The sequence below is a fragment of the Kribbella ginsengisoli genome, assembly GCF_039537185.1.
In the GTDB taxonomy this organism is placed as follows: Bacteria; Actinomycetota; Actinomycetes; order Propionibacteriales; family Kribbellaceae; genus Kribbella; species Kribbella koreensis.
Genome location: NZ_BAABAA010000002.1, coordinates 356,099 through 377,927, shown reverse-complemented (window position 1 = coordinate 377,927; position 21,829 = coordinate 356,099). Strand labels below are relative to the sequence as shown.

The 21,829-nt window shown below is 67.3% G+C and carries 26 protein-coding genes and 2 tRNA genes; 17 read left to right on the top strand and 11 right to left on the bottom strand.

Features of this window, described 5'->3' with window-relative positions:
• Window positions 1-119: 119 nt before the first annotated feature.
• The gene (smpB, locus tag ABD768_RS09145) at window positions 120-599 is read right to left on the bottom strand and encodes an SsrA-binding protein SmpB (RefSeq protein WP_344839386.1); all 480 of its coding nucleotides are present in this window, start codon (window positions 597-599) and stop codon (window positions 120-122) included.
• Between the two features lie 43 nt (window positions 600-642).
• Here smpB and ABD768_RS09140 point away from each other — a divergent pair, with 43 nt between their 5' ends.
• Complete coding sequence (locus tag ABD768_RS09140) at window positions 643-1,125, top strand: YxiG-like protein (RefSeq protein WP_344839384.1); 483 nt, start codon at window positions 643-645, stop codon at window positions 1,123-1,125.
• 19 nt (window positions 1,126-1,144) lie between these two features.
• Here ABD768_RS09140 and ABD768_RS09135 read toward each other — a convergent pair.
• The 5 genes from ABD768_RS09135 to ABD768_RS09115 all read right to left on the bottom strand — a co-directional run bounded on the left by ABD768_RS09135 (window position 1,145) and on the right by ABD768_RS09115 (window position 4,562).
• Window positions 1,145-1,217, bottom strand: a tRNA-Arg gene (locus tag ABD768_RS09135).
• Between the two features lie 32 nt (window positions 1,218-1,249).
• Window positions 1,250-2,449, bottom strand: a complete 1,200-nt coding sequence (locus ABD768_RS09130) for a chymotrypsin family serine protease (protein ID WP_344839382.1) — start codon at window positions 2,447-2,449, stop codon at window positions 1,250-1,252.
• A gap of 200 nt (window positions 2,450-2,649) precedes the next feature.
• Window positions 2,650-3,267 (bottom strand): META domain-containing protein, encoded by a 618-nt coding sequence (locus tag ABD768_RS09125; RefSeq protein ID WP_343973710.1) that lies wholly within the window; start codon window positions 3,265-3,267, stop codon window positions 2,650-2,652.
• Window positions 3,264-3,758: a SigE family RNA polymerase sigma factor gene (locus ABD768_RS09120; RefSeq protein WP_343973706.1), complete on the bottom strand. Its 495-nt coding sequence runs from the start codon at window positions 3,756-3,758 to the stop codon at window positions 3,264-3,266. Before ABD768_RS09120 ends, ABD768_RS09125 begins: the two co-directional genes overlap by 4 nt.
• A 195-nt stretch (window positions 3,759-3,953) precedes the next feature.
• Window positions 3,954-4,562: a hypothetical protein gene (locus tag ABD768_RS09115; protein ID WP_344839379.1), complete on the bottom strand. Its 609-nt coding sequence runs from the start codon at window positions 4,560-4,562 to the stop codon at window positions 3,954-3,956.
• A gap of 114 nt (window positions 4,563-4,676) precedes the next feature.
• Here ABD768_RS09115 and ABD768_RS09110 point away from each other — a divergent pair, with 114 nt between their 5' ends.
• The 3 genes from ABD768_RS09110 to ABD768_RS09100 are packed head-to-tail and all read left to right on the top strand — an operon-like array spanning window position 4,677 to window position 5,950.
• The gene (locus ABD768_RS09110) at window positions 4,677-4,814 is read left to right on the top strand and encodes a hypothetical protein (protein ID WP_343973699.1); all 138 of its coding nucleotides are present in this window, start codon (window positions 4,677-4,679) and stop codon (window positions 4,812-4,814) included.
• 15 nt (window positions 4,815-4,829) lie between these two features.
• Entirely contained in the window at window positions 4,830-5,450 is a 621-nt protein-coding gene (locus ABD768_RS09105) for an alpha/beta fold hydrolase (protein WP_344839376.1), read from the top strand.
• Window positions 5,450-5,950: a GNAT family N-acetyltransferase gene (locus ABD768_RS09100; RefSeq protein ID WP_344839373.1), complete on the top strand. Its 501-nt coding sequence runs from the start codon at window positions 5,450-5,452 to the stop codon at window positions 5,948-5,950. Before ABD768_RS09105 ends, ABD768_RS09100 begins: the two co-directional genes overlap by 1 nt.
• Before the next feature lie 203 nt (window positions 5,951-6,153).
• Here ABD768_RS09100 and mscL read toward each other — a convergent pair whose 3' ends face one another.
• From mscL to ABD768_RS43095, 3 genes are all read right to left on the bottom strand, one after another.
• A complete protein-coding gene (gene mscL, locus ABD768_RS09095; protein ID WP_343973690.1) occupies window positions 6,154-6,561 on the bottom strand; it encodes a large conductance mechanosensitive channel protein MscL in 408 nt (135 codons plus the stop codon).
• A 148-nt stretch (window positions 6,562-6,709) separates the two neighbouring features.
• Window positions 6,710-7,333: an SAF domain-containing protein gene (locus tag ABD768_RS09090; RefSeq protein ID WP_344839371.1), complete on the bottom strand. Its 624-nt coding sequence runs from the start codon at window positions 7,331-7,333 to the stop codon at window positions 6,710-6,712.
• A gap of 55 nt (window positions 7,334-7,388) precedes the next feature.
• Window positions 7,389-7,742, bottom strand: coding sequence for an FmdB family zinc ribbon protein (locus ABD768_RS43095; RefSeq protein WP_425558413.1), 354 nt, complete (start codon window positions 7,740-7,742; stop codon window positions 7,389-7,391).
• Between the two features lie 170 nt (window positions 7,743-7,912).
• Between ABD768_RS43095 and ABD768_RS09075 the strand changes: the two genes are divergently transcribed.
• Window positions 7,913-10,462 (top strand): penicillin acylase family protein, encoded by a 2,550-nt coding sequence (locus tag ABD768_RS09075; protein ID WP_344839369.1) that lies wholly within the window; start codon window positions 7,913-7,915, stop codon window positions 10,460-10,462.
• On the opposite strand, the gene ABD768_RS09070 is transcribed toward ABD768_RS09075, so the two are convergent.
• Window positions 10,463-11,020, bottom strand: a complete 558-nt coding sequence (locus ABD768_RS09070; RefSeq protein WP_343973680.1) for a 5-formyltetrahydrofolate cyclo-ligase — start codon at window positions 11,018-11,020, stop codon at window positions 10,463-10,465.
• Window positions 11,021-11,090: 70 nt separating this feature from the next.
• Here ABD768_RS09070 and ABD768_RS09065 point away from each other — a divergent pair, with 70 nt between their 5' ends.
• The 12 genes from ABD768_RS09065 to ABD768_RS09010 all read left to right on the top strand — a co-directional run bounded on the left by ABD768_RS09065 (window position 11,091) and on the right by ABD768_RS09010 (window position 21,033).
• Window positions 11,091-12,479: a UTP--glucose-1-phosphate uridylyltransferase gene (locus ABD768_RS09065; protein ID WP_344839367.1), complete on the top strand. Its 1,389-nt coding sequence runs from the start codon at window positions 11,091-11,093 to the stop codon at window positions 12,477-12,479.
• On the top strand, window positions 12,472-12,951 hold the full coding sequence (locus ABD768_RS09060; protein WP_344839364.1) for a GNAT family N-acetyltransferase: 480 nt from the start codon (window positions 12,472-12,474) through the stop codon (window positions 12,949-12,951). The genes ABD768_RS09065 and ABD768_RS09060 overlap by 8 nt, the downstream gene beginning before the upstream one ends.
• Complete coding sequence (glp, locus tag ABD768_RS09055; protein ID WP_343973668.1) at window positions 12,948-14,174, top strand: molybdotransferase-like divisome protein Glp; 1,227 nt, start codon at window positions 12,948-12,950, stop codon at window positions 14,172-14,174. Before ABD768_RS09060 ends, glp begins: the two co-directional genes overlap by 4 nt.
• Window positions 14,171-14,653 (top strand): cyclic pyranopterin monophosphate synthase MoaC, encoded by a 483-nt coding sequence (gene moaC / locus ABD768_RS09050; RefSeq protein ID WP_343973665.1) that lies wholly within the window; start codon window positions 14,171-14,173, stop codon window positions 14,651-14,653. The genes glp and moaC overlap by 4 nt, the downstream gene beginning before the upstream one ends.
• On the top strand, window positions 14,650-15,138 hold the full coding sequence (locus tag ABD768_RS09045) for a MogA/MoaB family molybdenum cofactor biosynthesis protein (protein ID WP_344839361.1): 489 nt from the start codon (window positions 14,650-14,652) through the stop codon (window positions 15,136-15,138). The genes moaC and ABD768_RS09045 overlap by 4 nt, the downstream gene beginning before the upstream one ends.
• Window positions 15,138-15,749: a GNAT family N-acetyltransferase gene (locus tag ABD768_RS09040; RefSeq protein WP_343973659.1), complete on the top strand. Its 612-nt coding sequence runs from the start codon at window positions 15,138-15,140 to the stop codon at window positions 15,747-15,749. Before ABD768_RS09045 ends, ABD768_RS09040 begins: the two co-directional genes overlap by 1 nt.
• Window positions 15,750-15,847: 98 nt before the next feature.
• Window positions 15,848-16,663 (top strand): divisome protein SepX/GlpR, encoded by an 816-nt coding sequence (sepX, locus tag ABD768_RS09035; RefSeq protein WP_343973656.1) that lies wholly within the window; start codon window positions 15,848-15,850, stop codon window positions 16,661-16,663.
• Window positions 16,664-16,742: 79 nt separating this feature from the next.
• Window positions 16,743-16,818, top strand: a tRNA-Ala gene (locus ABD768_RS09030).
• Between the two features lie 196 nt (window positions 16,819-17,014).
• Window positions 17,015-17,956 (top strand): alpha/beta fold hydrolase, encoded by a 942-nt coding sequence (locus ABD768_RS09025; protein WP_344839357.1) that lies wholly within the window; start codon window positions 17,015-17,017, stop codon window positions 17,954-17,956.
• Between the two features lie 431 nt (window positions 17,957-18,387).
• Window positions 18,388-18,798 carry a hypothetical protein gene (locus tag ABD768_RS09020; RefSeq protein WP_343973650.1) on the top strand — a complete coding sequence of 137 codons (411 nt, stop codon included), beginning with the start codon at window positions 18,388-18,390 and terminating at the stop codon, window positions 18,796-18,798.
• A 129-nt stretch (window positions 18,799-18,927) separates the two neighbouring features.
• Window positions 18,928-19,914, top strand: a complete 987-nt coding sequence (locus ABD768_RS09015; protein WP_343973647.1) for a LuxR C-terminal-related transcriptional regulator — start codon at window positions 18,928-18,930, stop codon at window positions 19,912-19,914.
• Window positions 19,915-20,010: 96 nt separating this feature from the next.
• On the top strand, window positions 20,011-21,033 hold the full coding sequence (locus ABD768_RS09010; RefSeq protein ID WP_344839353.1) for a metallophosphoesterase: 1,023 nt from the start codon (window positions 20,011-20,013) through the stop codon (window positions 21,031-21,033).
• Here ABD768_RS09010 and ABD768_RS09005 read toward each other — a convergent pair.
• Entirely contained in the window at window positions 21,023-21,823 is an 801-nt protein-coding gene (locus tag ABD768_RS09005) for an alpha/beta fold hydrolase (RefSeq protein ID WP_344839350.1), read from the bottom strand. The genes ABD768_RS09010 and ABD768_RS09005 overlap by 11 nt on opposite strands.
• Window positions 21,824-21,829: the final 6 nt, after the last annotated feature.

Here is a 21,829-nt window from a genome sequence, read left to right as displayed (position 1 = left end):
TTGATCACCGCTGACAGTAAGCCACCCGGCGAAGGCCACCCCATGACAGATGTCAGTGCTCCAGGATGTTGGCCTCCGGGTAACCCACCGTTTGCCTTACCCAGGCAAGTGGTCCCGTATCAGTCCTTGCGACCCTTCAGTCGCCGGCTGATCGCGCGCTCGACCTCACGGGTCGCCTCTCGCTCTGCGAGCGCGTTCCGTTTGTCCCAGCTCTTCTTTCCCCGGGCCAGCGCGATCTCCACCTTCGCCCGCCCGTCCTTGAAGTACAGAACCGTAGGCACGATGGTCAATCCGCTCTCGTTGACCTTCCGCTCGATCTTGTCGATCTGTGCCCGATGCAACAACAATTTCCGCTTCCGCCGCGACCCACCCTCGAACCACCGAGCCTGCGAGTACTGCGGAATATGCACCCCATGCAGCCAGATCTCGCCATCCTCGACCTGAGCGAACCCACCCACCAACGAAGCCCGCCCAGCCCGCAACCCCTTGACTTCCATCCCCTGCAACACAATCCCGGCTTCCCAAGACTCCCCCAGCTCATACTCATGGGCAGCCTTGCGATTGCGTGCGATCACAGGATCGGTCTGAGGCTTCTTCACACACCAATTCTCCCTCACCTGCGGGTGCGAGAGGATTCCGCTCGTGGACGCTCATCAGATCACCGCGGCCTTCGACGACATCTACGACCACGCGCTCGTCTTCCACGGCTACACCGACTACATGCGCGACTACGACGTACTCATCTACACGACGGCTGATCCGCAAAGCGGCATTGCACCGGAGTACCTCCGCTACCGCTTCAAGCACTGCGTCCGCGCATCCGTCACCACATCGGTCTCACCAGACGTCTGGACCCGATCGCTGGACGACCGATTGCTCGACTTCGATCAAGGCTGCGAACTCGACGGCCTCGTCTGGGGCGTCCGCTGGCATCCCCTCTACCCAGGCGCCAAGCTCCTACCCACCACACCGGAAACCGCGACCTGGTCCGCCCAGTTGGGCCAACCAGTCCACGAAGCGACGATCGAAACCAACATCCACGCCATCACACTGGTCTTCGCCGACCTGTCCGTCGACCGCGTCGACCCTGGCTACGCACCCTTCACCGTGACCCAAGACGATTGAAAGGCAGAAAGCGGCTGGGTGCCCCCGGCAGGATTCGAACCTGCGACGCACGGTTTAGGAAACCGACGCTCTATCCCCTGAGCTACGGGGGCGCACGTGTGGACCGGGGACAAGGGTAGCGGAGTCAGCCGATGAGTGCGTTCACGCCTAGGTGGCCGGAGATGGAGGCGTAGCGCTCGGCGTAGAGGGTGATGCAGTTGGAGGCGGTGCAGCCGCCGCCGGCGAAGGAGAGGCCGCGGATGGTGGCGCCGCCGCCGGGGGAGGTGGTGTAGATGGGGCCGCCGGAGTCACCGCCGCGGATGGCGACGGCGTTGTCGCGGGTCGCGCGGATGACATAGGTGGTGCAGCCGTCCGTGTCGCAGTACTTCGCGCTCAGCGACTTCACCGTGAGCCGGCACATCGAGAGGCTCTTGTAGCCGGACTGGCAGATGAAGGAGCCGAGGGCCGGGTCGCCGGCGGCCTTGACTGTCCGGGTGTCGACCGAGTCGCCGGGGCCGTCGGTCCAGATCTTGGGGCCGTACGAGCTGCCGGTCAGCAGGGACTGGTCGTAGTCGGGATAGTTCGTCCGCACCGACGTGGTGCCGTAGTAGTTGGTACCCGAGTTCCAGACCGTGCCGACGCCGCCGCAGTGGCCGGCCGTGACCGAGCCGCGCTGGCCGTTCGACCGCTTGACGACCGAGAAGCCCGCGGTACACAACTTGAGCGCCGACTTGATCATCGCGCCGCCCCAGTGGCCGCCGGTCGGGGTGTCGCTCACCCGCGACGTCCGCTGCAGACCACCGGCCGATGCCCGTACGCCGTCCAGCGACTGCAACGCCGCGACCGACGCAGCCGACGTCGAGGCCTTGTCGTACTCGACCACGACTTCCTCCGTCGCCGGGTCCAGGTCCGCGCTGTACGTCGTCTTGGCCGCGTCGGTCCATGAACGCGCGCTGATCCGGTTCCAGGCGTCCGCGATCGAGCGGGCGGAACGGCAGCTGCGCTCGAGGCCGAGCATCTTCTGCCCCGCGGCCGGAACGTTCTTGGAGACGGCTGCCTGGTACTTCTTCTCGTCGACCACCGAGTCGTCCACAACGACCTTGTAGCCGGTCTCAGGCGACCCCAGTACGCCGACGATGCCCTGGCTCAGCCCGTACGGAAGACCCGAGGTCGGCCGGCCGGTCGCGTCGAGCGGCTCGATCGAGCGGACCGCGCTGGTCACGCCCTCCGCGATCGCCTGGCCGAGCGGTCGTGAGTCGCTGGCCGAGACGGGCTGGGACAGCCTGGTGGCGTCGGAGGACGTGGTCGTCGGATCGGCGTGGTTGCACACCGTGGCCTGCGTCACAGTTGCCGGTACTCCCGGCGCAGCCGTCGACGGCAGGGCCGAAAGTGATGCGGTGACCAGTGACACTGAGCTAAGAGCGAGCAGCGGAACGGTAGCTGAGAGTCGCACTAAGCTCCCCAATCGGTGGACGGCCTCCGTGAATCGTCCGGTCAGGGACAGCTCATAGTCAATAGGCGATCACCGTCCGCAAGCAAATTTGACTACCGTGCGCGAGCGTATCTCGCAACTTCTCGCCCGTCGCCGGCGTAGAACGTCAGGCCGGTCTTGTCGCTGGTGATCCGTTTCGCGGCCGCCAGGATCGCGGTGTGCGGGACGTTGTCGCAGCCGACCATCCGTTGACTGCCCGACTTGCTGCTGAACTCGCCGCGCTGCCCGATCGAGTAGGTGCCGTTGATCCCGTTGCAGCCGTCGGAGCCGACCCAGGTCCCGTCGGCCTTGAAGGTGATGGTCGGGTTGTCCGGCCGGGCCGCCTTGAGGGTGGTGAAGCCGCTGAGATGCACCGGTCGCCAGGTGCCGACTACGGCCTGGGCCGTGGCTGCAGGAGCCTGAGCATTCGAACCGGCCGGTGCAGGGTTGCTCCCCGCCGGCTGCGGAGTCGACTGGGACGGACCGGCCAGGCTGAAGCTGACCGCGGCGACCACGGCCACCGCGGCTGCGGCGGCACCCGAGATCAGCCAGGTACGCCGTTGCGCCTGCTGGGCGCCGACGGTCGCCCGGCCGACCAGGTCGGCGGACGGTGGCACCGAAGCGGCGGCGCGCTCGAAAGTGGCGCGCAGGCCGTCCTCCAGTTGCTCTGTTTCCAGCTCTGTCTTGCTCACGACAACCTCTCATCAACACGGTGGGACTGCCTCGTCCTGCGGAGCGCGGCGAGGGCTCTACTCGCGGTCGCGCGCACCGAGGACGGTTTGATGCCGAGCAGGTCGGCGATCGTCCGGTCGTCCAGGTCCTGGTAGTAGCGCAGCACCAGGACGACCCTTTCCCGGGCCGACAGCGTGGCGAGGGCTCGCCAGAGGTCGTCGGAGTTCACGATGTCCGTGGCCGGATCCGGCACCGTGCGATCGGTGTCGAGGTCGGCCGCCGGGGCCTCGGTGAAGGACCGGCGACGCGTCATCGACAGATAGGAATTGATCAGGATCCGGCGCACGTAGTGGTGCGGGTCGTCGGCCCGCTGCACCTTGCGCCAGGACCGGAACGCCTGCATCAGCGCGATCTGGGCCAGATCCTCCGCCCGCTGGTAGTCGCCGGAGACGGTGAAACCGAGGCGCACCAGTTCCTGCCCGCGCGCGGACGCGTACTCCTCGAACTCCACTCGCAACTCCCCAACTGGGCGTACAACACCTCACACCTATTAGACGCAGTGTGCTACCCAGGGTGCTGCAGAGATTCACACACAGTTCGATCTCACCGGTGCGGAGGCCGAGCCGCCCGCCTTGCGGGTGGAACCCACAAGGCGGGCGGGGTGACCCCGGCCCGGACGGCTTCGGGGGGCACGTCCGGGGCAGGGTCAGCGCAGGCCGAGCGCCTTGATCAGCTCGGGAGAGACCTGCCGCGGCGACGCGAGCTCGCCGGGCTTGCCTTGTCCTTCGAACGAGGTCGCCACCAGCTGGCGGCAACCGAACGCCTCCGCGGTGTACGAGAGCACGCCGCGGTCGTTGTCGGTGAACCGCAGCACGTAGGTCGGCCCCAGTTCCTTGGTGCAGACGGCCGGCTTCTTCGGCACCGGCTTCGCGCTGTTCACCAAGGCGAAGAGGTCGACGGCCTGGGCCGCGGTCCGCTTGGTGGTGACGGTCGCATAGTCCTGGCCGGTCGCCTGCGCGTCGTACTGGCAGATCGTGACGCTGACCGGCTGGAACAGGGACTTGGCGGTCCCCTTGCCCCAGACGGCCTTGCCGACGGCGTCCCGGACGGCGGTGATGGTCTGCGGGCAGTCCATGCTCGGTGTTCCGCTCGGGGTGGCGGTGGGCATTGTTGGTGGCGTGCTGGGGGTGGTCGGCGGGTTGCTGGGCTGGGCGCCGGCGCCGCTGGAGTCCTCGTTACCGCAGGCGGCGGTAAATCCGAGCACTGTCACGACGAGCGTCGCCCCGATGAAGCCCCGTGTCCTTGATGCACTCACGACTCGGTCCTTCCGGTTGGGCAAGGGAACCCATCATGGTCGAGGAGGATCTCACTGGTCGTGGCAGAACTGTCACGGCACTGCGTCTATCTGGTCACGGGGTAAAATGAGCGTATGACGAGCCCGTACGAAGACGACGAGCCGCTGCTGCCCGAACAGACCCGGGACGACGACCCGCGCACCTGGGGTGAGAACGACTTCAGCAGTGACGACGACGAGCGGATCCTGCGCGAGGTCCCGCCGCATCACTGACCGGCTGCGCTGTCGATGAGCACGGTTTTCCTGGTCCACGGTGGCTTGTGGGAACCGATGGACGCGGAACGCTTCTGGCGTACTCCGGGCATCGTCGCCACACTCGAGGCGCGCGGTGTCACCGTCCTGGTGCCTGATCGTCCCCAGCAGCCAGGCAGTTGGGCCGAAGAAGTCGCGGTACTGCGCGAGCACCTTCCGCAGGAACCGGTCGTGGTGGTCGGCGCCTCCAACGGGTGCTCGGTGGCTGCCCTACTGGCGATCGAGTACCCAGAGCTGGTCGAAGGACTCGTCCTGGCCTGGCCGGCGACGGGCGGCGACCCGGTGACCGACGAACGCACGCACGCAGGCCTCACCTCCAGGGGCGCATCATCAACCGTGGCTGACGAATTGCTCGCTGCGGACACCTTGCGTGGAGTGCGGGACGAAGACCTTGCGCGCCTGGGTATTCCAGTGGCAGTCCTCCCTTCGGTGCCAGAGAATCCATCTCATCAACGCAAGACGGTCGATGCCTTGCTGGGCCTGATCCCCGGCAGTCGCGAACTCCCCGGCTGCCCAGAACCACCCACCCCATACTTCCCACCCCACAAAGACGAACTGGCCGGGACGCTGGCTGCTTTCGCGAGGAGACAGTCCTGATGGAGCTGCGGTCGTTCGAGAGTGAGTACACGGCACTCGTCGCGGGCTGGGCGACGACGGCCCATGAGGTCGCGTTGCTGACCGGGCGGGACGAGTACCCGTTCCCGGCCGACATCCTGACCAGCTGGCGCGCGATCGCCGACGACATCCGGGCCTACCTGTACTTCGATGGCGAAACCCCGGTCGCGTACGGCGAACTCTGGCTCGACGACGAAGAAGACGAAGTCGAGCTGGCCCGCCTCATCGTCGACCCGGCGCTGCGCGGCAAGGGCGTCGGCACCGACTTCGTCCGCGCTCTCCTGGAACCGGCCCGGTCCGCCGGCTACGCCGAAATCTTCCTCCGCGTCCGCCCCGACAACATCCAAGCCATCCGCGCCTACCTCCGAGCCGGCTTCCAGCCCGTCCCCGACGACATAGCCGCCGAATGGAACAAGCCCCAACCCATCAACTACACCTGGCTCCAATACCCCACGACCGACGAACCCGCCGGAGCCAACTGACCCGCCGTGGCCAACTGACCTGCCGTGGCCAACTGACCCGCCGGAGCCGATTGACCCGCCGTGGCCAGCTGCCCTGCCGGAGCCGATGACTCGCCGGATCCGACCGGACTGCCGAAGCCGACCGGACTGCGGGTCCGCGCCGCCGGTCCGGTCGACTGCGTTGTACTGCGAGGACACAGCCGACCGGACCTTCATGACCTCGGTCAGTTCAGCGGACGGGCCCGCAGAGCGTCGCGGATCTCGACCAGCAACTCCTGGTCCATGGTCAACGGCTCCGGCTCCTCCTCGGGCGTGCCGGCCTTGGCCGCGCGGCGGTCCTGGATCTTCTTCATCGGGACGACCAGGACGAAGTACACGACGAGCGCGGTCAGGAAGAAGACGACGAAGGCGTTGATGATCGCGCCGATGTCGACCTTCGAGGCAGCGTTGCCGTCGACGATGTGAAAGGCCAGTCCGTTCACGTTGCTGCCGCCGAGTGAGGCGATCAGTGGCGACACGAGGTTGTCGACCACTGTCTTCACCACGGTGGCGAACGCGGTGCCGATCACGACCGCGATGGCGAGGTCGAGGACGTTGCCCCGCATAAGGAATTTCTTGAAGCCGTCGATCATTTTGCAGTGCCTCCACGATGCGGGGCCCGGGCGGACCCTCGGCTGGGTACCCGCAAAACGTAGGACTCCACTCGCTGGATCGCGAGCAACCGCGCCGCACCGCCACCGATCGCCACCGCCCGTGTCTGATAAGTGACCAGTCGATGGATCAGCTGGTGTCGGGCGTCAGTGCGAAGCTGATCCGTGCATTCGCCGTCGCTTGCGCGATTCGGCCGATCACGTCCCGCCCGGCCGCGATCACGACCAGCGCCCCCGAGGCCCCGGTTGACGACGGACGCGCCGCGGGCAATGCGATCACCCGCACGGCGCCGGCCAGGGGAGTCCCGGCATCGGCCGGAGTGCTCGTCGCGGCGTACAGGTCGATCCGGTCGCCGACCTGGAGCAGCGTGGTCAGGTCCGCGTCGTCGATTCGGACGGGATAGGCCAGTTGCCCGGCGGGGAGTGACGCAGGACTCAGAAACCGCGCGTCGGTGAGTGGCTCGCCGGAGCGCACCGGTCCCGCGAGGACACGTCGGGCGACGTCGCTGCCCGGCTGCAGGGCGCCGGCGGGCACGACGGCGACAGGGAGTCGCAGCGTTCGAAGGTCGCGCGCCGTCGGCGGCGAGCCACCGGCCAGGTCTCTGGCGGCGGCCAGGACGGCGACCGTCGGTGATGGTGGCGGGGAAAGGGCGGCCATGCCGCAGTACACGGCTGCCGCCGCGGACACCCCGGCCAGCAGGCGGCGGTGCCGGCGAACAGCTTTCAGCAGGTCACGAAGAAGAAGTCGGCTCATGCCAGGGAAGGTACGAGCCTACGAAGCCCGTTCTTCCGTTGTCCACAAAGGAAGTTCAGGCAGCGCTGGTGTTGCTGCTCGAGGACGGCCCGGACGAACCCGACGAGCCGGAAGAAGACGACGACGAACCCTTGGACGAGTCCGAGGACGACGCCTTCGACCCGTTGGACGACGACTCCGACGACGAAGACGAGGACGACTCGCTCTTGGCCGGCAGCGTGCTGGTCCCCGACGAGCGGCTGTCGTTGCGGTAGAAACCGGAGCCCTTGAACACGACACCCACGGCGTTGAAGACCTTGCGCAGGGTCCCTTGGCACTCGGGGCAGACCGTCAGGGCGTCGTCGGTGAAGCTCTGGCGGACCTCGAGCGAGTTACCACACTCGGTGCACTGGTACTGGTACGTCGGCACGTGATTCCCCTTCAGGCCGCTGGCACTCCTACTACTCGACTGCTAATAATGCGTTACGGGCCCGAAGTATTCCAACTTCTGCCCGGGATCGGCGGTCTAGACCGCTCTGTGTCCACAGGTTTCGGGGAGCGGCATTTGGGGTGCGGGGCCGGATTCTCTAAGTTTGGTCCGTGCGTCGCCTGCTGCGTGTCATCATCCTGTCCGGAATCGTGTTCGCCACCTTGCTCCTGGTGGTGGCCGGGACCGGCGTCTTCGTCGTCCGCCACTCCTTCCCCGGCTACGACGGGACGGTGGAGCTGACCGGACTCGACGCGGACGTGGAGGTGGTCCGCGACGGCAACGGCATCCCGCAGATCTATGCCGACAAGCCGGGTGATCTGTTCGCCGCTCAGGGTTACGTACACGCCCAGGACCGGTTCTTCGAGATGGACTTCCGCCGGCACGTGACGTCCGGCCGGCTGGCCGAGCTGTTCGGCAAGAAGGCGCTGGAGACGGACAAGTTCGTCCGCACGCTCGGCTGGCGACGGGTCGCGGAGAAAGAGCTCGCCCTGCTCACGCCGACCACCCGGCAGTACCTGGACGACTACGCCCGCGGCGTCAACGCCTACCTCGACACCCACGAGGGCTCCGCCCTCAGCCTCGAGTACGCCGTACTGTCGCTGAAGGACCCGACCGGCCCCGACTATCACCCGGAGCCCTGGACCGCGGCCGACTCGCTGGCCTGGCTGAAGGCGATGGCGTGGGACCTCGGCGGCAACATGGACGACGAGATCACCCGCACCAAGCTCGCGGCGAAGTACCCGGTCGCCAACATCGCCAGCCTCTACCCGGACTACCCCTTCGATCGCAACGAGCCGATCATCGCGACGGCCGCGGTGACCAAGGGCGGCGCGTTCACCACCTCCGAGCAGGCCCCGGCGCCGCAACGCGGCATGCTGACCGAGGACCTGCTCAAGTCGCTCGACACGATCGACAAGGTGGCCAAGGGCCTGCCGGACCTGATCGGCCGCGGCGACGGCATCGGTTCGAACTCCTGGGTCGTCTCCGGTGAGCACACGACCACCGGCAAGCCGCTGCTGGCCAACGACCCGCACCTCGGCGCGACGATGCCGGGCATCTGGACCCAGATCGGCCTGCACTGCAACAACGTCAACACGCAGTGCCCGTACGACGTGTCCGGGTTCAGCTTCTCCGGCCTGCCCGGCGTGGTGATCGGCCACAACGCCTCGATCTCGTGGGGCTTCACCAACCTCGACCCCGACGTGATGGATCTGTACCTGGAGAAGTTCGCCGGGCCGAACGCGGTGATGTACGACAACAAGCGCACCGGCCTGGCCCGGCGCGAGGAGAAGTTCAAGGTCGCCGGCCAGGACAAGGAAGAGACGATCATCGTCCGGGAGTCCCGGCACGGCCCGATCATCTCCGACGTCGGCGACGACGAGCGCGAGGCCGGCGAGCTGTCGGCGAAGAAGCTGAAGAGCCCCGAGGCGTTCGGCGTCGCCCTCCAATGGACCGCGCTGACCCCGGGCCGGACCGCCGACGCGCTGTTCGCGATCAACCGGGCCCAGAACTGGACCCAGTTCCGGGCCGCCGCCTCGATCTTCGAGGTCCCGTCGCAGAACCTCGTGTACGCCGACCGCGAGGGCCACATCGGCTACCAGGCGCCCGGCCGGGTCCCGATCCGCAACGCCGGGTTCGGCGACTGGCCGGTGCCGGGCTGGGACTCGCGCTACCACTGGAAGGGCTACATCCCGTTCGACGCGATGCCGACCGAGGCCGACCCCGTCGACGGCGTGATCGTGACGGCGAACCAGGCGGTCGTGCCGGAGACGTACCCGTACCACCTGACCGACGACTGGGACTACGGCTACCGCGCGCAACAGATCCTCGAGCGGGTCCGGGCCGCGGGCAAGCTCGACGCGAACGCGATGGCCTCGATCCAGCTCGACACCAAGAACCGCAACGCCGAGCAGTTGATGCCGTACCTGCTGCACGTCCAGATCAACGACGAGTTCGACCGGCAGGGCCAGGACACGCTTCGGAACTGGGACTTCACCCAGCCGGCCGACTCCGCGCCCGCGGCGTACTTCAACGTCGTCTGGCGCAACTTGCTCCAGCTCACCTTCCACGACCAGTTGCCGGAGAGCGCCTGGCCGGACGGCGGGTCCCGCTGGTTCGAGGTGATGCGGACGCTGGTCACCCAGCCGAACAGCACCTGGTGGGACAACCTCGACACCACGCAGCGGGAGAGCCGCGACGACATCCTGCGCGAGGCCCTGGTCAACGCGCGGGCCGAGATCACCACCAAGATGGCGCGCGAGCCCTCGAACTGGCAGTGGGGCCGGCTGCACAAGCTGACGCTGACCAACCAGACGCTGGGCACGTCGGGCATCGGCGTGGTCGACAAGCTGTTCAACCGCGGCCCGTACGAGCTGGGCGGCGGGTCGTCGATCGTCGACGCGACCTCGTGGGACGCGGCCGAGGGGTACAAGGTGATCTCGACGCCGTCGATGCGGATGGTGGTCGACCTGTCCGACTTCGACAAGTCGCGCTGGATCAACCTGACCGGCGTCTCCGGGCACGCGTTCTCGTCGAACTACATCGACCAGACCAAGCTGTGGGTGCGCGGCGAGACGCTGCCATGGGCCTTCACCCGCGGCGCCGTGGAGGCGACCCGCAAGCACACACTGACCTTCACCAAACCGGAGAAGGACAACTAGCTATCCGAGCTGGACCAGCCGGGTCGGGGTGAGTGCTGCCTTGACAGGCTGGTCGTGCGGGTCGGCCGGGAGCTCGTCGAGGATCTCGGAGTCGTGGACCACGGCCCAGGTCGGCGTACCGGGAGAGACTCGGGCCAGCGCCCGGTCGTAGGAACCGCCACCACGGCCTAGCCGTACGCCGCGACGGTCGACCGCGAGCGCAGGGCAGATCACCAGCTCGGCGGAGGCGATCGCGTCGGCGCCGAGATCCACCGGCGGCTCTGAGAGTCCCAGTCGACCGGGGACCAGGTCGGCCGCGCCCGGGGCGATACCCCAGCCGAGGTCGTTGTCGGCGTACAGGACCGGCAGCAGAACCTCGCGGCCGGAGGCGAGCAGCCAGTCGATCAGCGGCCCTGTCTGCGGCTCGTTGGCCATCGAGACGTAGACCGCGATCGTCCGCGCGGCGACCACCTCGACCTGTTCGCGGGCGACCGCGAGCAGCCCAGGTCCGGACAAAGCGGCCGTTACGCGCCGGGCGGCCAACAGTTGCGAACGCAATGCCGCCTTCGAAGAGAACACAGGGTGATCCTAGAGACGCATAGTGACGCAGTTAACGTCGCGGTGAGGATGCCTACCCTAGTGTTGGGTCATGAGTGAGGCAGGTCTCCAACAGGCACAGGAGAAGATGCGCGCGGCCGGAGTCGCCGACGTCGCGGTGAAAGTCTTCTCGCACTACTACCGGTTGTTCGAGTCGGGCCAGCAGGGCACGATCCGCGAGGACGACATCGATCCGGTGGGTGAACTGCCCCATCTGGAGCACCTCGATCCCAGCGAGGAGTCGCGGCGGGCCGCCCTCGCCGAGACGGTGGTGATCAAGCTCAACGGCGGTCTCGGTACGTCGATGGGCGTCACCGGACCCAAGTCGGCGCTGCCGGTCAAGGACGGACTGAGCTTCCTCGACATCATCGCCCGGCAGATCCTGGCCACCCGCAGGGCGTACGACGTACCGCTGCCGCTGGTCCTGATGAACTCCTTCCGCACCAAGAAGGAGTCGCTGGCGATCCTCGGCGAGTACTCCGACCTGCCGGTGGACGGCGTCCCGCTCGACTTCGAGCAGAACATGGAGCCCAAGCTCCTCGCCGACGACCTCACCCCGGCCGAGTGGCCCGACGACCCCGAGCTCGCCTGGTGCCCGCCCGGCCACGGCGACATCTACACCGCCCTGGTCGCCTCCGGCACGCTCGACGCGCTCCGGGAGAAGGGTTTCCGGCACGCGTTCATCTCGAACGCGGACAACCTCGGCGCCACCCCCGACGGCCGGATCGCCGCCTGGATGGTCGAGCACGACGTCCCATTCGGGATGGAGGTCTGCCGCCGGACCAGGTCGGACCGCAAGGGCGGCCACGTCGCCGTCCGCAAGTCCGACGGCCGGCTGATCCTGCGCGACAGCGCTCAGGTGCACCCAGACGACGCGAAGCACTTCCAGGACATCACCCGGCACAAGACGTTCAACACCAACAACCTGTGGATCGATCTCGACCGGCTCGCCGAGTTGATGGCCGGCCACGACGGCATCCTCGGCCTGCCGATCATCGTCAACCGCAAGACCGTCGACCCGGCCGACTCGTCCTCGCCGAAGGTGATCCAGCTGGAGACCGCGATGGGCACCGCGATCGAGACCTTCGAGGGCTCGCAGGCGGTGGTCGTCGACCGGAGCCGGTTCAAGCCGGTCAAGACGACCAACGACCTGCTGGTACTGCGCTCCGACGTGTACCAGCTGAACGACGCCGGCGACCTGACCACCCATCACGTGGGCGACGAGCCGTACGTCGACCTCGATCCGGAGTACTTCAAGATCCTCGCCGACTTCGAGGCACGGTTCGCGGCCGGACCGCCGTCGCTGGTCCGGGCCGACCGGCTCGAGGTCCGCGGTGATGTTGCCTTCGGCAAGGATGTGGTGGTGCTCGGCGAGGTCGAGGTGGAGGCGCCGGCCGGTGAACGCCGGGAGATCCCCGACGGGACCGAGCTCCGTGGATGATGTCTGGATCCGGCCGTTGGAGCCGTACGACACGGACGAGGCCGCAGCGGTTTGGTGGCGGTCCCGGCACGCACAAGACTCGCAGTTGCCACCGGCGATCCACACTGAGGAACAAGTGCGCGGCTGGTTCGCCGAGGTGCTGCTACCGGACGGGCAGAGCTGGGTAGCGATGGACGACGGCCGGATCGTCGCCGTACTGACGCTGGACGGCGACGACCTCGACCAGCTGTACGTCGACCCGGAGGTAGCCGGCCAGGGGGTCGGCTCGACGCTGGTCGACCTGGCCAAGGACCTGCGGCCCGGTGGACTCGCCCTGTGGACGTTCCAGAGCAACACCCGGGCACAGGAGTTCTACCGGCGGCATGGGTTCACGGAGGTACGGCGTACCGACGGCGCCGACAACGAGGAGCGCGTGCCGGACGTACGCATGGTCTGGGGCGCTCATCCCGAGCGACTAGAGTCCTCTGCGTGAGACGGAGTGTTGACGAGCATCTGGAAGCAGTACTCGGCAGGGTGAGGCCACTGCCGCCGTTCGAGCAGCCGTTGATGGAGGCGCTCGGGCTGGTGCTCTGTGAGGACGTTGTCTCTCCAGTGAGCCTCCCTGGCTTCGACAACTCCGCCATGGACGGGTACGCCGTACAGGCGGCCGACCTGGCCGGTGCATCCCGGGAGAACCCGATCGCTCTGCCTGTGGTCGGTGAGATCGCCGCTGGGCGGGCTGAGCCGATTGTGGTCACTCCAGGGACGACAGTGCGGATCATGACGGGCGCACCGATGCCCCGCGGGGCCGACAGCGTCGTACCTGTCGAGTGGACCGACGGGGGAGCCGCGCGAGTCCACATCGCGCAGCAGCCGTCGCTAGGTGCCTCCGTACGCCACGCCGGTGAGGACCTGCAGGCAGGCGACAAGGTCATGGACCGGGACACCGTGCTGGGTCCGCGGCAGATCGCAGTACTGGCTGCTGTTGGACGCGCCCGGGTGACCGTACGGCCGCGTCCTCGAGTAGTAGTCGTCTCCACCGGCGCTGAACTCCGCGAGCCGGGTACGCGGCTCGGAGATGGGCAGATCTACGACTCCAACAGCTACACGCTCGCTGCAGCGGCTCGGCAGGCCGGCGCCGTCGTCTACCGGGTAGGCATCGTCGATGACGACCCGAAGAAGATCATGGACACGCTGTCGGACCAGTTGGTCCGTGCCGACCTGGTGATCACCTCCGGTGGCGTCAGCAAGGGCGTGTACGACGTGGTCAAGGAGGTGCTGACCAAGCTCGGCACCATCGACTTCCCCGAGGTCGCCATGCAGCCGGGCAAGCCGCAGGGCTTCGGGGTGATGGGTGACGACGAGGTACCGATCTTCACGCTGCCGGGCAACCCGGTGTCGGCGTACGTGTCGTTCGAGGTGTTCGTACGGCCCGCGCTGCGCAAGCTGATGGGGGCGATGCCGTACCGCCGCCAGACGGTGCAGGGCGTGGTGCTGGACGGGTTCTCGTCCCCGGCCGGGCGGCGGCAGTTCGTCCGGGCATCGGCCACCTCCGGCGATCAGGGCTGGATGGCCAGTACAGTCGGCGGCCACGGCTCACACCTGCTCGGCGGGTTGAGCCGGTCGAACGCGCTGATCGTGGTGCCCGAGGACGTCACCTCTGTCCGGGCCGGCGACCAGGCAGAGCTCTGGCTGCTGGACGAGGAGACCGGATGACGGAATCTGCCGGGGGGCTGACCCACGTTGACGCCACCGGCGCCGCTCGGATGGTCGACGTCTCGGAGAAGTCGGCCGGTGCGCGGCGAGCGGTTGCCTCGGGCAAGGTCTATGTGTCGGCGGAGGTCGTCGCGGCGCTGCGCGGCGAGGGAGTGCCGAAGGGTGACGCGCTGGCGGTCGCCCGGATCGCCGGGATCATGGGGGCCAAGCGCACGCCCGACCTGGTGCCGCTGTGCCACCCGATCGCCATCACCGGAGCGAAGGTCGAGCTGGAGGTGGCAGACGACGCAGTACTGATCGTTGCCACCGTCAAGACCACCGACCGTACCGGGGTGGAGATGGAGGCGCTGACGGCTGTCGCGGTCGCGGGGCTGACGGTGATCGACATGGTGAAGGCGCTCGACCCGGCGGCTGTGCTGACCGACGTACGGGTGGAGCTGAAAGAAGGCGGCAAGACCGGGCACTGGGAGCGGCCGTGAGGGCTCTGGTCATCAGCATCTCCAACCGAGCTGCTGCTGGTGTCTACGAGGACACCACTGGGCCGCTGATCGCGGAACGGCTCGCTAGCTGGGGCTTCACCGTCGATGGGCCCGCGGTCGTCCCGGACGGGGCTCCTGTCGGTGAGGCCCTGGTGAAGGCGGTCGACGCGGCATACGACGTCGTACTGACCACCGGTGGTACGGGTATCTCGCCCACAGACGAGACGCCGGAGCGCACGCGCGCAGTACTGGAGACAGAGATCCCCGGTATCGCCGAGGCCATCCGTGCTTACGGCATCGCGCAGGGCGTGCCCACTGCCGCGCTGTCCCGAGGTCTGGCGGGGTTGGCCGGCAAGACGGTCATCGTGAACCTTCCGGGTTCCCGTGGTGGCGTCAAGGACGGGCTGATCGTGCTGGAGCCGCTACTGCGGCATGCGGTCGACCAGGTGCGCGGCGGCGACCACGTCCGGACGGACCAGGACTGATGGCCGTAGTGCACTGGCCCGTGGAACTCCAACACGGGCAGGTAGGACTCAGACCCCTCAAGGCCACTGACGGCCCCGAGTGGAGTGCTGCCCGCCAGCGGAACATCAGCTGGCTCCGCCCGTGGGATGCGACCCAACCGCCCGGCGCCGACGACGGTGCCCGCACCTTCCGGGCCATGGCTCGCGACTGGAACCGCCAGGCGCGGTACGGACGCATGCTGCCCTTCGTCATCACGTACGCCGGTGCTGCCGGTCCCAAGGCCAAGAGGCCCCTGGTGGGTCAGTTGACGGTCTCCGGGATCACCTACGGCTCGGCGCGCTGGGCGAACCTCGGCTACTGGGTAGACGAGCAGTACGCCGGGCGGGGGATCGTACCGGCGGCAGTGGCGCTCGCTGCCGACCACTGCTGGTTCACGCTCGGCCTGCACCGGCTGGAAGTCGCGATCCGCCCAGAGAACAAGGCGAGTCTGCGGGTGGTGGAGAAGCTCGGCTTCCGCTATGAAGGTGACCGGCCGCGCTTCCTGCACATCGACGGGGAGTGGCGCGACCATCGCATCTTCGCCCTGAACGCCGAGGAAGTCGGGCCCGGCCTGGTAGCACGTTTGCCCTGATCACGCTGCGTGCCTATTCACACCAGTCACACGAGTCTTCTTGCGACACACCGGCTCACGTACCGGACCTGACCCGTCCGGGGTCTTAGCGTCGTCGCATGGGGACGACAGGGCTGATCTATGTGGCGATCGTCGCCGCGTGGGCTGCCTACCTTGTCCCGATGCTGCTGAAGCGCAACGACGAGGCGAGTGCACGCCGCTCGGCGGAGAAGTACTCGTCGTCGGAAGCGCGCGTGCTGTCGCGGGCGACCGACGTACAAGCCAGGTCCCGGTATGTCGTGCGACCTCCGGGCCAGTCGCCTGACGAAGTGACTGAGGATCCGTCGCCGCCTGCGCGGTACGTTCCGAACCGAGCCCGCCGGGTGGCCGCTATGCGCCGCCGGCGGGTGCTGTCGATCCTGACCCTTTCGCTGTTGTCGGTCACGGCGCTGGCCAGCTTCCAGATGCTTGCCTGGTGGACGTTGTCGGTACCGGCGGGGCTGATCGTCGGCTTCGTCGTACTGACCCGCGTACAGCTCCGTCGCCAGGCGCGTGAGCGGGCTGCCGTCGCCGCCGAGCGCCGTGCCCGGGCTGAGGCTCACCACGACCGCGGCCCGGCGACTGCGCCACCGCTGTCGCCGGACCAGGAGCTGACCATCGAGGTGAAGCTCCCGGTCGTCGCCGAGCCCGTTGCCGAGACCAAGCCCGAGCCACGCACCGACGGCCTCTGGGACCCGGTCCCTGTGACGCTGCCCACCTACGTGATGAAGGAGAAGGCCCCCGACCGGACGGTCCGCACTATCAGCCTGTCCGGCCCCGAAGTCTTCTCCTCAGCCCGCACCGCCGACCCCGAACCGGAGGCGGCACCGGTGGTACCGGAGCCTGCTCCTGCCCCGGTGGAAGAACCCGAAATCCGCCGGGCGGTAGGCGACTGATCCACACCCCAAACCGATTTCAGACAGCGACCGCCCGCGTGTTAGAGTTTCGCGGTCGCAAGGCAATCAGCGACAACCTGGGGCTGTGGCGCAGTTGGTAGCGCGCCTCGTTCGCAACGAGGAGGCCAGGGGTTCGAATCCCCTCAGCTCCACCAGGGCGATGGGCGATCTGTGTTCACGAAAATCCGTGAAGCGGGTCGCCCTGGTTATTTTGTGCGGCGCTTCGCGCCGCGGGCGGGGGGCTTCGCCACCCCGCACCCCCCTTTGCGTGGGTTGGGTTGGGTTGGTACGCCGCGACAGTTCTGAGGAAGCGGTCATGAGGTGGCCGGTATGGCTGCCTAGGTTGGCGGGATGAAATCACTGAGCAACCCCAGCGACTTTCCCGAGCCCATCTTGATCGCTGTCAACGGTGTGGAGTTGGAGGTTTTCGAAGCAGGTAGGCGGAACGGCGGGAAGCCGGTTTTGCTCTGCCATGGGTGGCCGGATCTTGCCTTCACCTGGCGTCATCAGGTGCCTGCTCTCGTTGCTGCGGGCTACCACGTCATCGCACCCAACCAGCGCGGCTATGGCAACTCCTCTCGGCCGGCCGAGGTTGCCGCTTACGACGTCGCGCGGCTGGCCGGCGATCTTGTCGCACTTCTCGACCACTACGGCTACGAGGATGCGACCTTCGTCGGCCATGACTGGGGGGCGATGGTCGTGTGGAGTCTCACCCTGCTGCATCCGGCGCGGGTGAACAAGGTGATCTGCCTGAGCATGCCGTACCCGGTGCGCGGAGAGACCCCGTGGATCGAGTTCATGGAAGCGGTGCTCGGCAGCGAGTACTACTTCGTCCATTTCAACCGGCAGCCCGGCGTCGCCGACGCCGTCTTCGAGGAGAACCCGGCACAGTTTCTTCGCAACCTGTACCGCAGGAACGAGCCTCGCAAGGAGCCGCAGCCAGGGATGGTGATGATCGACCTCGCCCGAGCGGAGACTCCCGTCGGAGGCCCCCTGATGAGCGACTCGGATCTGGCCGTCTACGTCGCCGCCTTCGAGAAGTCCGGATTCACCGGCGGCATCAACTGGTACCGGAACCTCGACCGCGACTGGCACCTGCTCGCCGACGTCGACCCGATCATCCACCAGCCCGCCCTGATGATCTACGGCGACCGCGACACCGTGGCGCCTGCCGAGAACCTCGCAGCATTCGCGCCCGACGTCGAGGAGATCCACCTCGACAGCGGCCACTGGATCCACCAGGAGAAGCCCGAAGAGACCAACCGCGCAATCCTGCAATGGCTGGCACGGTAAACCCCGGGTGAGGTGAGCTTGAGGTCTCATCCCTGGGGTGAGGGCTCGGTGGTTGAAGGCTCATTCGGTGGGGGATGGGCGGGGAGTGCGGAGAGTGACAGTCTTTGCGTCAGGGGGATGGAGGAGGCCGATGGTTCGGTCGTTCAGTGGTTGCTTGTTCCGGTGGGGGCACTGGGGACGGGTGGTCTGAGCGCTCGAGCGGGTCTCGGAACTGTGGGCGTGGGTGGTGGTGGACGGTGTGGCCGGGGAGCGCAGGGCTCCAGGTTGGGGATGTGTCGTAAGGGTCGGTTGAGTTCAACCAGGTGGTGAACTCCAAACGATCGATCGCCGGGTGTACTGGGGGCGGTACATCGGGCGGTCCGCATCTGACTGGTCACACTGGTCGCCACCCCCGCGTTCACGCCAACGGTCTTGGCTGAGAAGGAGAAACGGTGGAGGCCGTTCGGGAAGTGGTGGTGATCGATCCCGTCGATCTGCAGGCGATCCGGGAGACGGCCGAGCGGGTCGGGGTGCAAACGGCTGAGGTGCCGCCGTTTCGTGGGATCCAGCCGGTGATGGCTTCGGTACTCGTCGTCGGCGAGCGTGGAGCGGTCGGGCAGGTGCGGGCGGAGGTCGAGCGCCGGCGGGGCGGTCTGGTGTTCGACCTGCGGGCGGGCGCGGTGCGGCCGATTCACCGGAGCCGGGCGCTGGGCCATGGCGAACTCAAAGTAGTCGCTGCCGACGGGATGGTGAAGGTCGCGCAGTGTGACGCCGAACTGGTCGCGGCGTTGACCAAGCTGGCCTCAGGGCGAGGGGAGAAGACCGTCGCGAGCGTGCGCGACCTGGTCGACACACTGAGCTGATCCACCTGGCGTCGTCGTCACTTGCAGCTATTGGCATCTGCCTTGTTCCCGGCCGAGCCCTTGGCAACCGAGCGTGACGGCGGCATAGTCCTGCTTGCAAGGAAGGACTAGCTAGGGGGACGGCGGCCGGTGAATTCCGACAAGCCTGCTCCGCTGCGGGTGGACGCCGAGACGGCGATCATCCTGCGCGAGGCGTACCACAAGATCCAATCGCTCTACCGGGGCGATCACTACGGTCTGTACGACTATGTGCGGGCGGTCTGCGCCAAGATCGCCCGGGTGGACACCTTCTACGTGGGGTTCCTGCACGGCACGAACCGGGTCCGGTTCCCTTATGGCTACGACTCCGGCACCTACCTCGATCCGGATACGCACAACTTCGGGCCCAACGGTCAGACCGCGTGGCTGCTGAAGCACCGGCAGACCTACCGGTTCGCCTATGACAACGGTGCCGTCCTGCACACGGGGGTCCAGTTCGGCGATCTGAGCCGGCTGTCCGCGGATGCCGTCACGGTACCGATCTTCCGGGCCGGCGAGGGCGGCACCGACCGGTTGTTCGGCATGTTGTCGATGCACAGCTACGAGCCGAACAGCTATGACGACAACGCGGTCCGCGCGTTCGAGTGGTTGAGCGGATTCGTGGCGCGGGTGCTGACCCGGGAGGGTGAGGACGCCGAGGCGCTCCGCCGGTTGCCGGCCGGCGACGAAGGGCAGAACCTTTTGACCTCCGATCGGGTGATGGAGTACCTCGGCCATCAGATCGCGTCGCTTCGGGCGATCGCCGTCGAGGCGATGGCCGAGCCCGAAGGGTCGGGTCCAGCCGTCCAAGGACACCTCAGCCGGCTGGTTCGCGCGACCGAGCAGATCCAGTCGGAGCTGATGGAGATGATGCTCGACACCGACCAGGGCCCCGAACGCCGCTACGCCACCCTGACCAAGGCCCAGCAAGGCGTTGCGGTCCTTCTCGTCGACGGCTTCGACAACGACCAGCTCGCCGCCGAACTCGGCATCAGCCTCAACACGGTCAAGACCCACCTCAGCGCGATCCTCAAGAAGTACGGCATGGTCCACCGCGCCCAGGTCGCCGACGACGTCCGCAAGTACCTCGCCCGCTGACCTGCTCTCAGGCGGCGATATTCATGCGGCCGTGAAGTGGAGTTCATCGAGGGAACGAAAAGTGGGCGGGTATCCCCGCTGAACTTGGAGCAACTCGTGAGACTTCGCCGTGCGTCCTTCATCACCGGATCCGTCGCGCTGATCGCCGCGACGGTCGGTCTTCCGTCCGCCACCGCCACCAGCGCGAGTCATGAGGACAAGCCGTACGCCTTCGCCGTCATCGGCGACATCCCCTACGGGGCGGCGCAGATCGCGGCGTTCCCCAAGGTGGTCCAGCAGATCAACGCCGACCCCCAGGTGAGGCTGGTCAGCCATCTCGGGGACATCAAGGACGGCTCGTCGCAATGCACCGACGAGTACTTCGGGCAGGTGAAGACGCAGTTCGACAAGTTCTCCGATCCGCTCGTCTACACCGTCGGTGACAACGAGTGGACCGACTGCCACCGGGTCAACAACGGCGGGTACAACCCGCTCGAGCGGCTGGCGAAGATCCGGTCGGTGTTCTTCCCGACGCCGGGCCGGACGCTGGGTGAGCACCCGGCGAAGGTGACTAGCCAGGCCGGGCAAGGCCTTCCCGAAGACGTGACGTTCACCCGGGCCGACGTGGCGTTCGCGGCGGTGCACGTCGTCGGAAGCAACAACAGCCTGGCGCCGTGGACCGGGAGAACGGCGCCGACGCCGGAGCAGACCGCCGAGGTGCTCGGCCGGACCGCCGGCGTCATCCAGGAGATCCGTGACACCTTCGCGCGGGCGCGCGAGGAGCACAACCGGGCAGTGGTCCTGCTGACCCAGGCCGACATGTTCGACCCGACCGTGACCGCCCCGGCGTACGCGGACTGGTACGCATTCCAGCCGGTCGTGCAGGCGATCGCCCAGGAGTCGGCTGCCTTCCGCGGTCCGGTGTACCTGTTCAATGGCGACAGCCACCAGTACAACGCCGACCAGCCGTTGGCGGCCGGGTCGAAGTGGCTCACCCTGTACGGCGTCACGAAGCCGGTGAGCAACCTGACGCGGGTGACGATCGACGGCTCGACCGCGGTGAACAACTACCTGCGGGTGACGATCGACCCGAAGAACCGCGACGTCCTGAGCTGGACCAGGGTGCCGTTCACTTCCTGAGCTGGTCTGCCAGCCAGGGCTCGACCACCGGCAAGATCTGGGCGGCCTGCATCGCTTGCATATGGTCCAGGCCATCCAGCACCTCCACTGTCCAGCCGAGTCGCTCCAGCTCGGCCCGGTTCTCAAGCACCGGGGTGCCGATGCTGACGAGGGTGTTGCCCCAGCGTTCGCCGTACTGGATGTTGTCTGCGCTGCCGGCGACGCAGAGCCGCGGGATGGTCAACATGACCGCGTGGTCGTCGAAACCCTGTAGGGCTTGGTAGAGCGTGACGAATTGCTGGGTCTGTTCCTTGGTCAGGGGAACTTCCGTACTGTCCCAGTCGCCGGGCTCGACGACGGTGCCCGTGACCGGTTGGCCGGCCTCGGCGTGGGTCGCGGTCGTGACGGCGAGCATTGCTTCGTACGGGCCGTCGAGGGGTGGGTAGCCGCCCATCGCCAAGGCGGTCAGGCGGTCGGTGCGGACGGCGAGTTGTAAGCCGGCCATGCCGAGCCAGCTGTAGCCGTAGTAGGCGAAGGACGGAGCATCGGCGGCATCGGCGACCGACAGGAAGTCGTCGACCAGGACCGAAGGCGTGAGTGTCGTCGGCTTCGGTTGTGCCTGGAGGAAGCCTTCGTAGTCGAAGGCGATCACCCGGAACCGCTTGCTGAATCCCTCGACCAAGCTGTGGCCGAGCTCCGGATCGGCGCCCCAGGCGCGCATCTGATCGGCCTCTGGACCTTCGACCGGTGGGGCAGGATTGACCGGTAGCAAGAGATTCGGCCCGGTGCCGTGGACTTCGAAGTCGATCACGATAAA

Excerpts from the sequence above, each read along its gene's own strand:
- ABD768_RS09110 (WP_343973699.1), top strand. The coding sequence starts at position 4,677 with ATGACGAGCCCGTACGAAGACGACGAGCCGCTGCTGCCCGAACAGACC.
- ABD768_RS09105 (WP_344839376.1), top strand. The coding sequence starts at position 4,830 with ATGAGCACGGTTTTCCTGGTCCACGGTGGCTTGTGGGAACCGATGGAC.
- ABD768_RS09100 (WP_344839373.1), top strand. The coding sequence starts at position 5,450 with ATGGAGCTGCGGTCGTTCGAGAGTGAGTACACGGCACTCGTCGCGGGC.
- mscL (WP_343973690.1), bottom strand. The coding sequence starts at position 6,561 with ATGATCGACGGCTTCAAGAAATTCCTTATGCGGGGCAACGTCCTCGAC.
- ABD768_RS09090 (WP_344839371.1), bottom strand. The coding sequence starts at position 7,333 with ATGAGCCGACTTCTTCTTCGTGACCTGCTGAAAGCTGTTCGCCGGCAC.
- ABD768_RS09065 (WP_344839367.1), top strand. The coding sequence starts at position 11,091 with ATGAGTGAGGCAGGTCTCCAACAGGCACAGGAGAAGATGCGCGCGGCC.
- moaC (WP_343973665.1), top strand. The coding sequence starts at position 14,171 with ATGACGGAATCTGCCGGGGGGCTGACCCACGTTGACGCCACCGGCGCC.
- ABD768_RS09040 (WP_343973659.1), top strand. The coding sequence starts at position 15,138 with ATGGCCGTAGTGCACTGGCCCGTGGAACTCCAACACGGGCAGGTAGGA.
- sepX (WP_343973656.1), top strand. The coding sequence starts at position 15,848 with ATGGGGACGACAGGGCTGATCTATGTGGCGATCGTCGCCGCGTGGGCT.
- ABD768_RS09025 (WP_344839357.1), top strand. The coding sequence starts at position 17,015 with ATGAAATCACTGAGCAACCCCAGCGACTTTCCCGAGCCCATCTTGATC.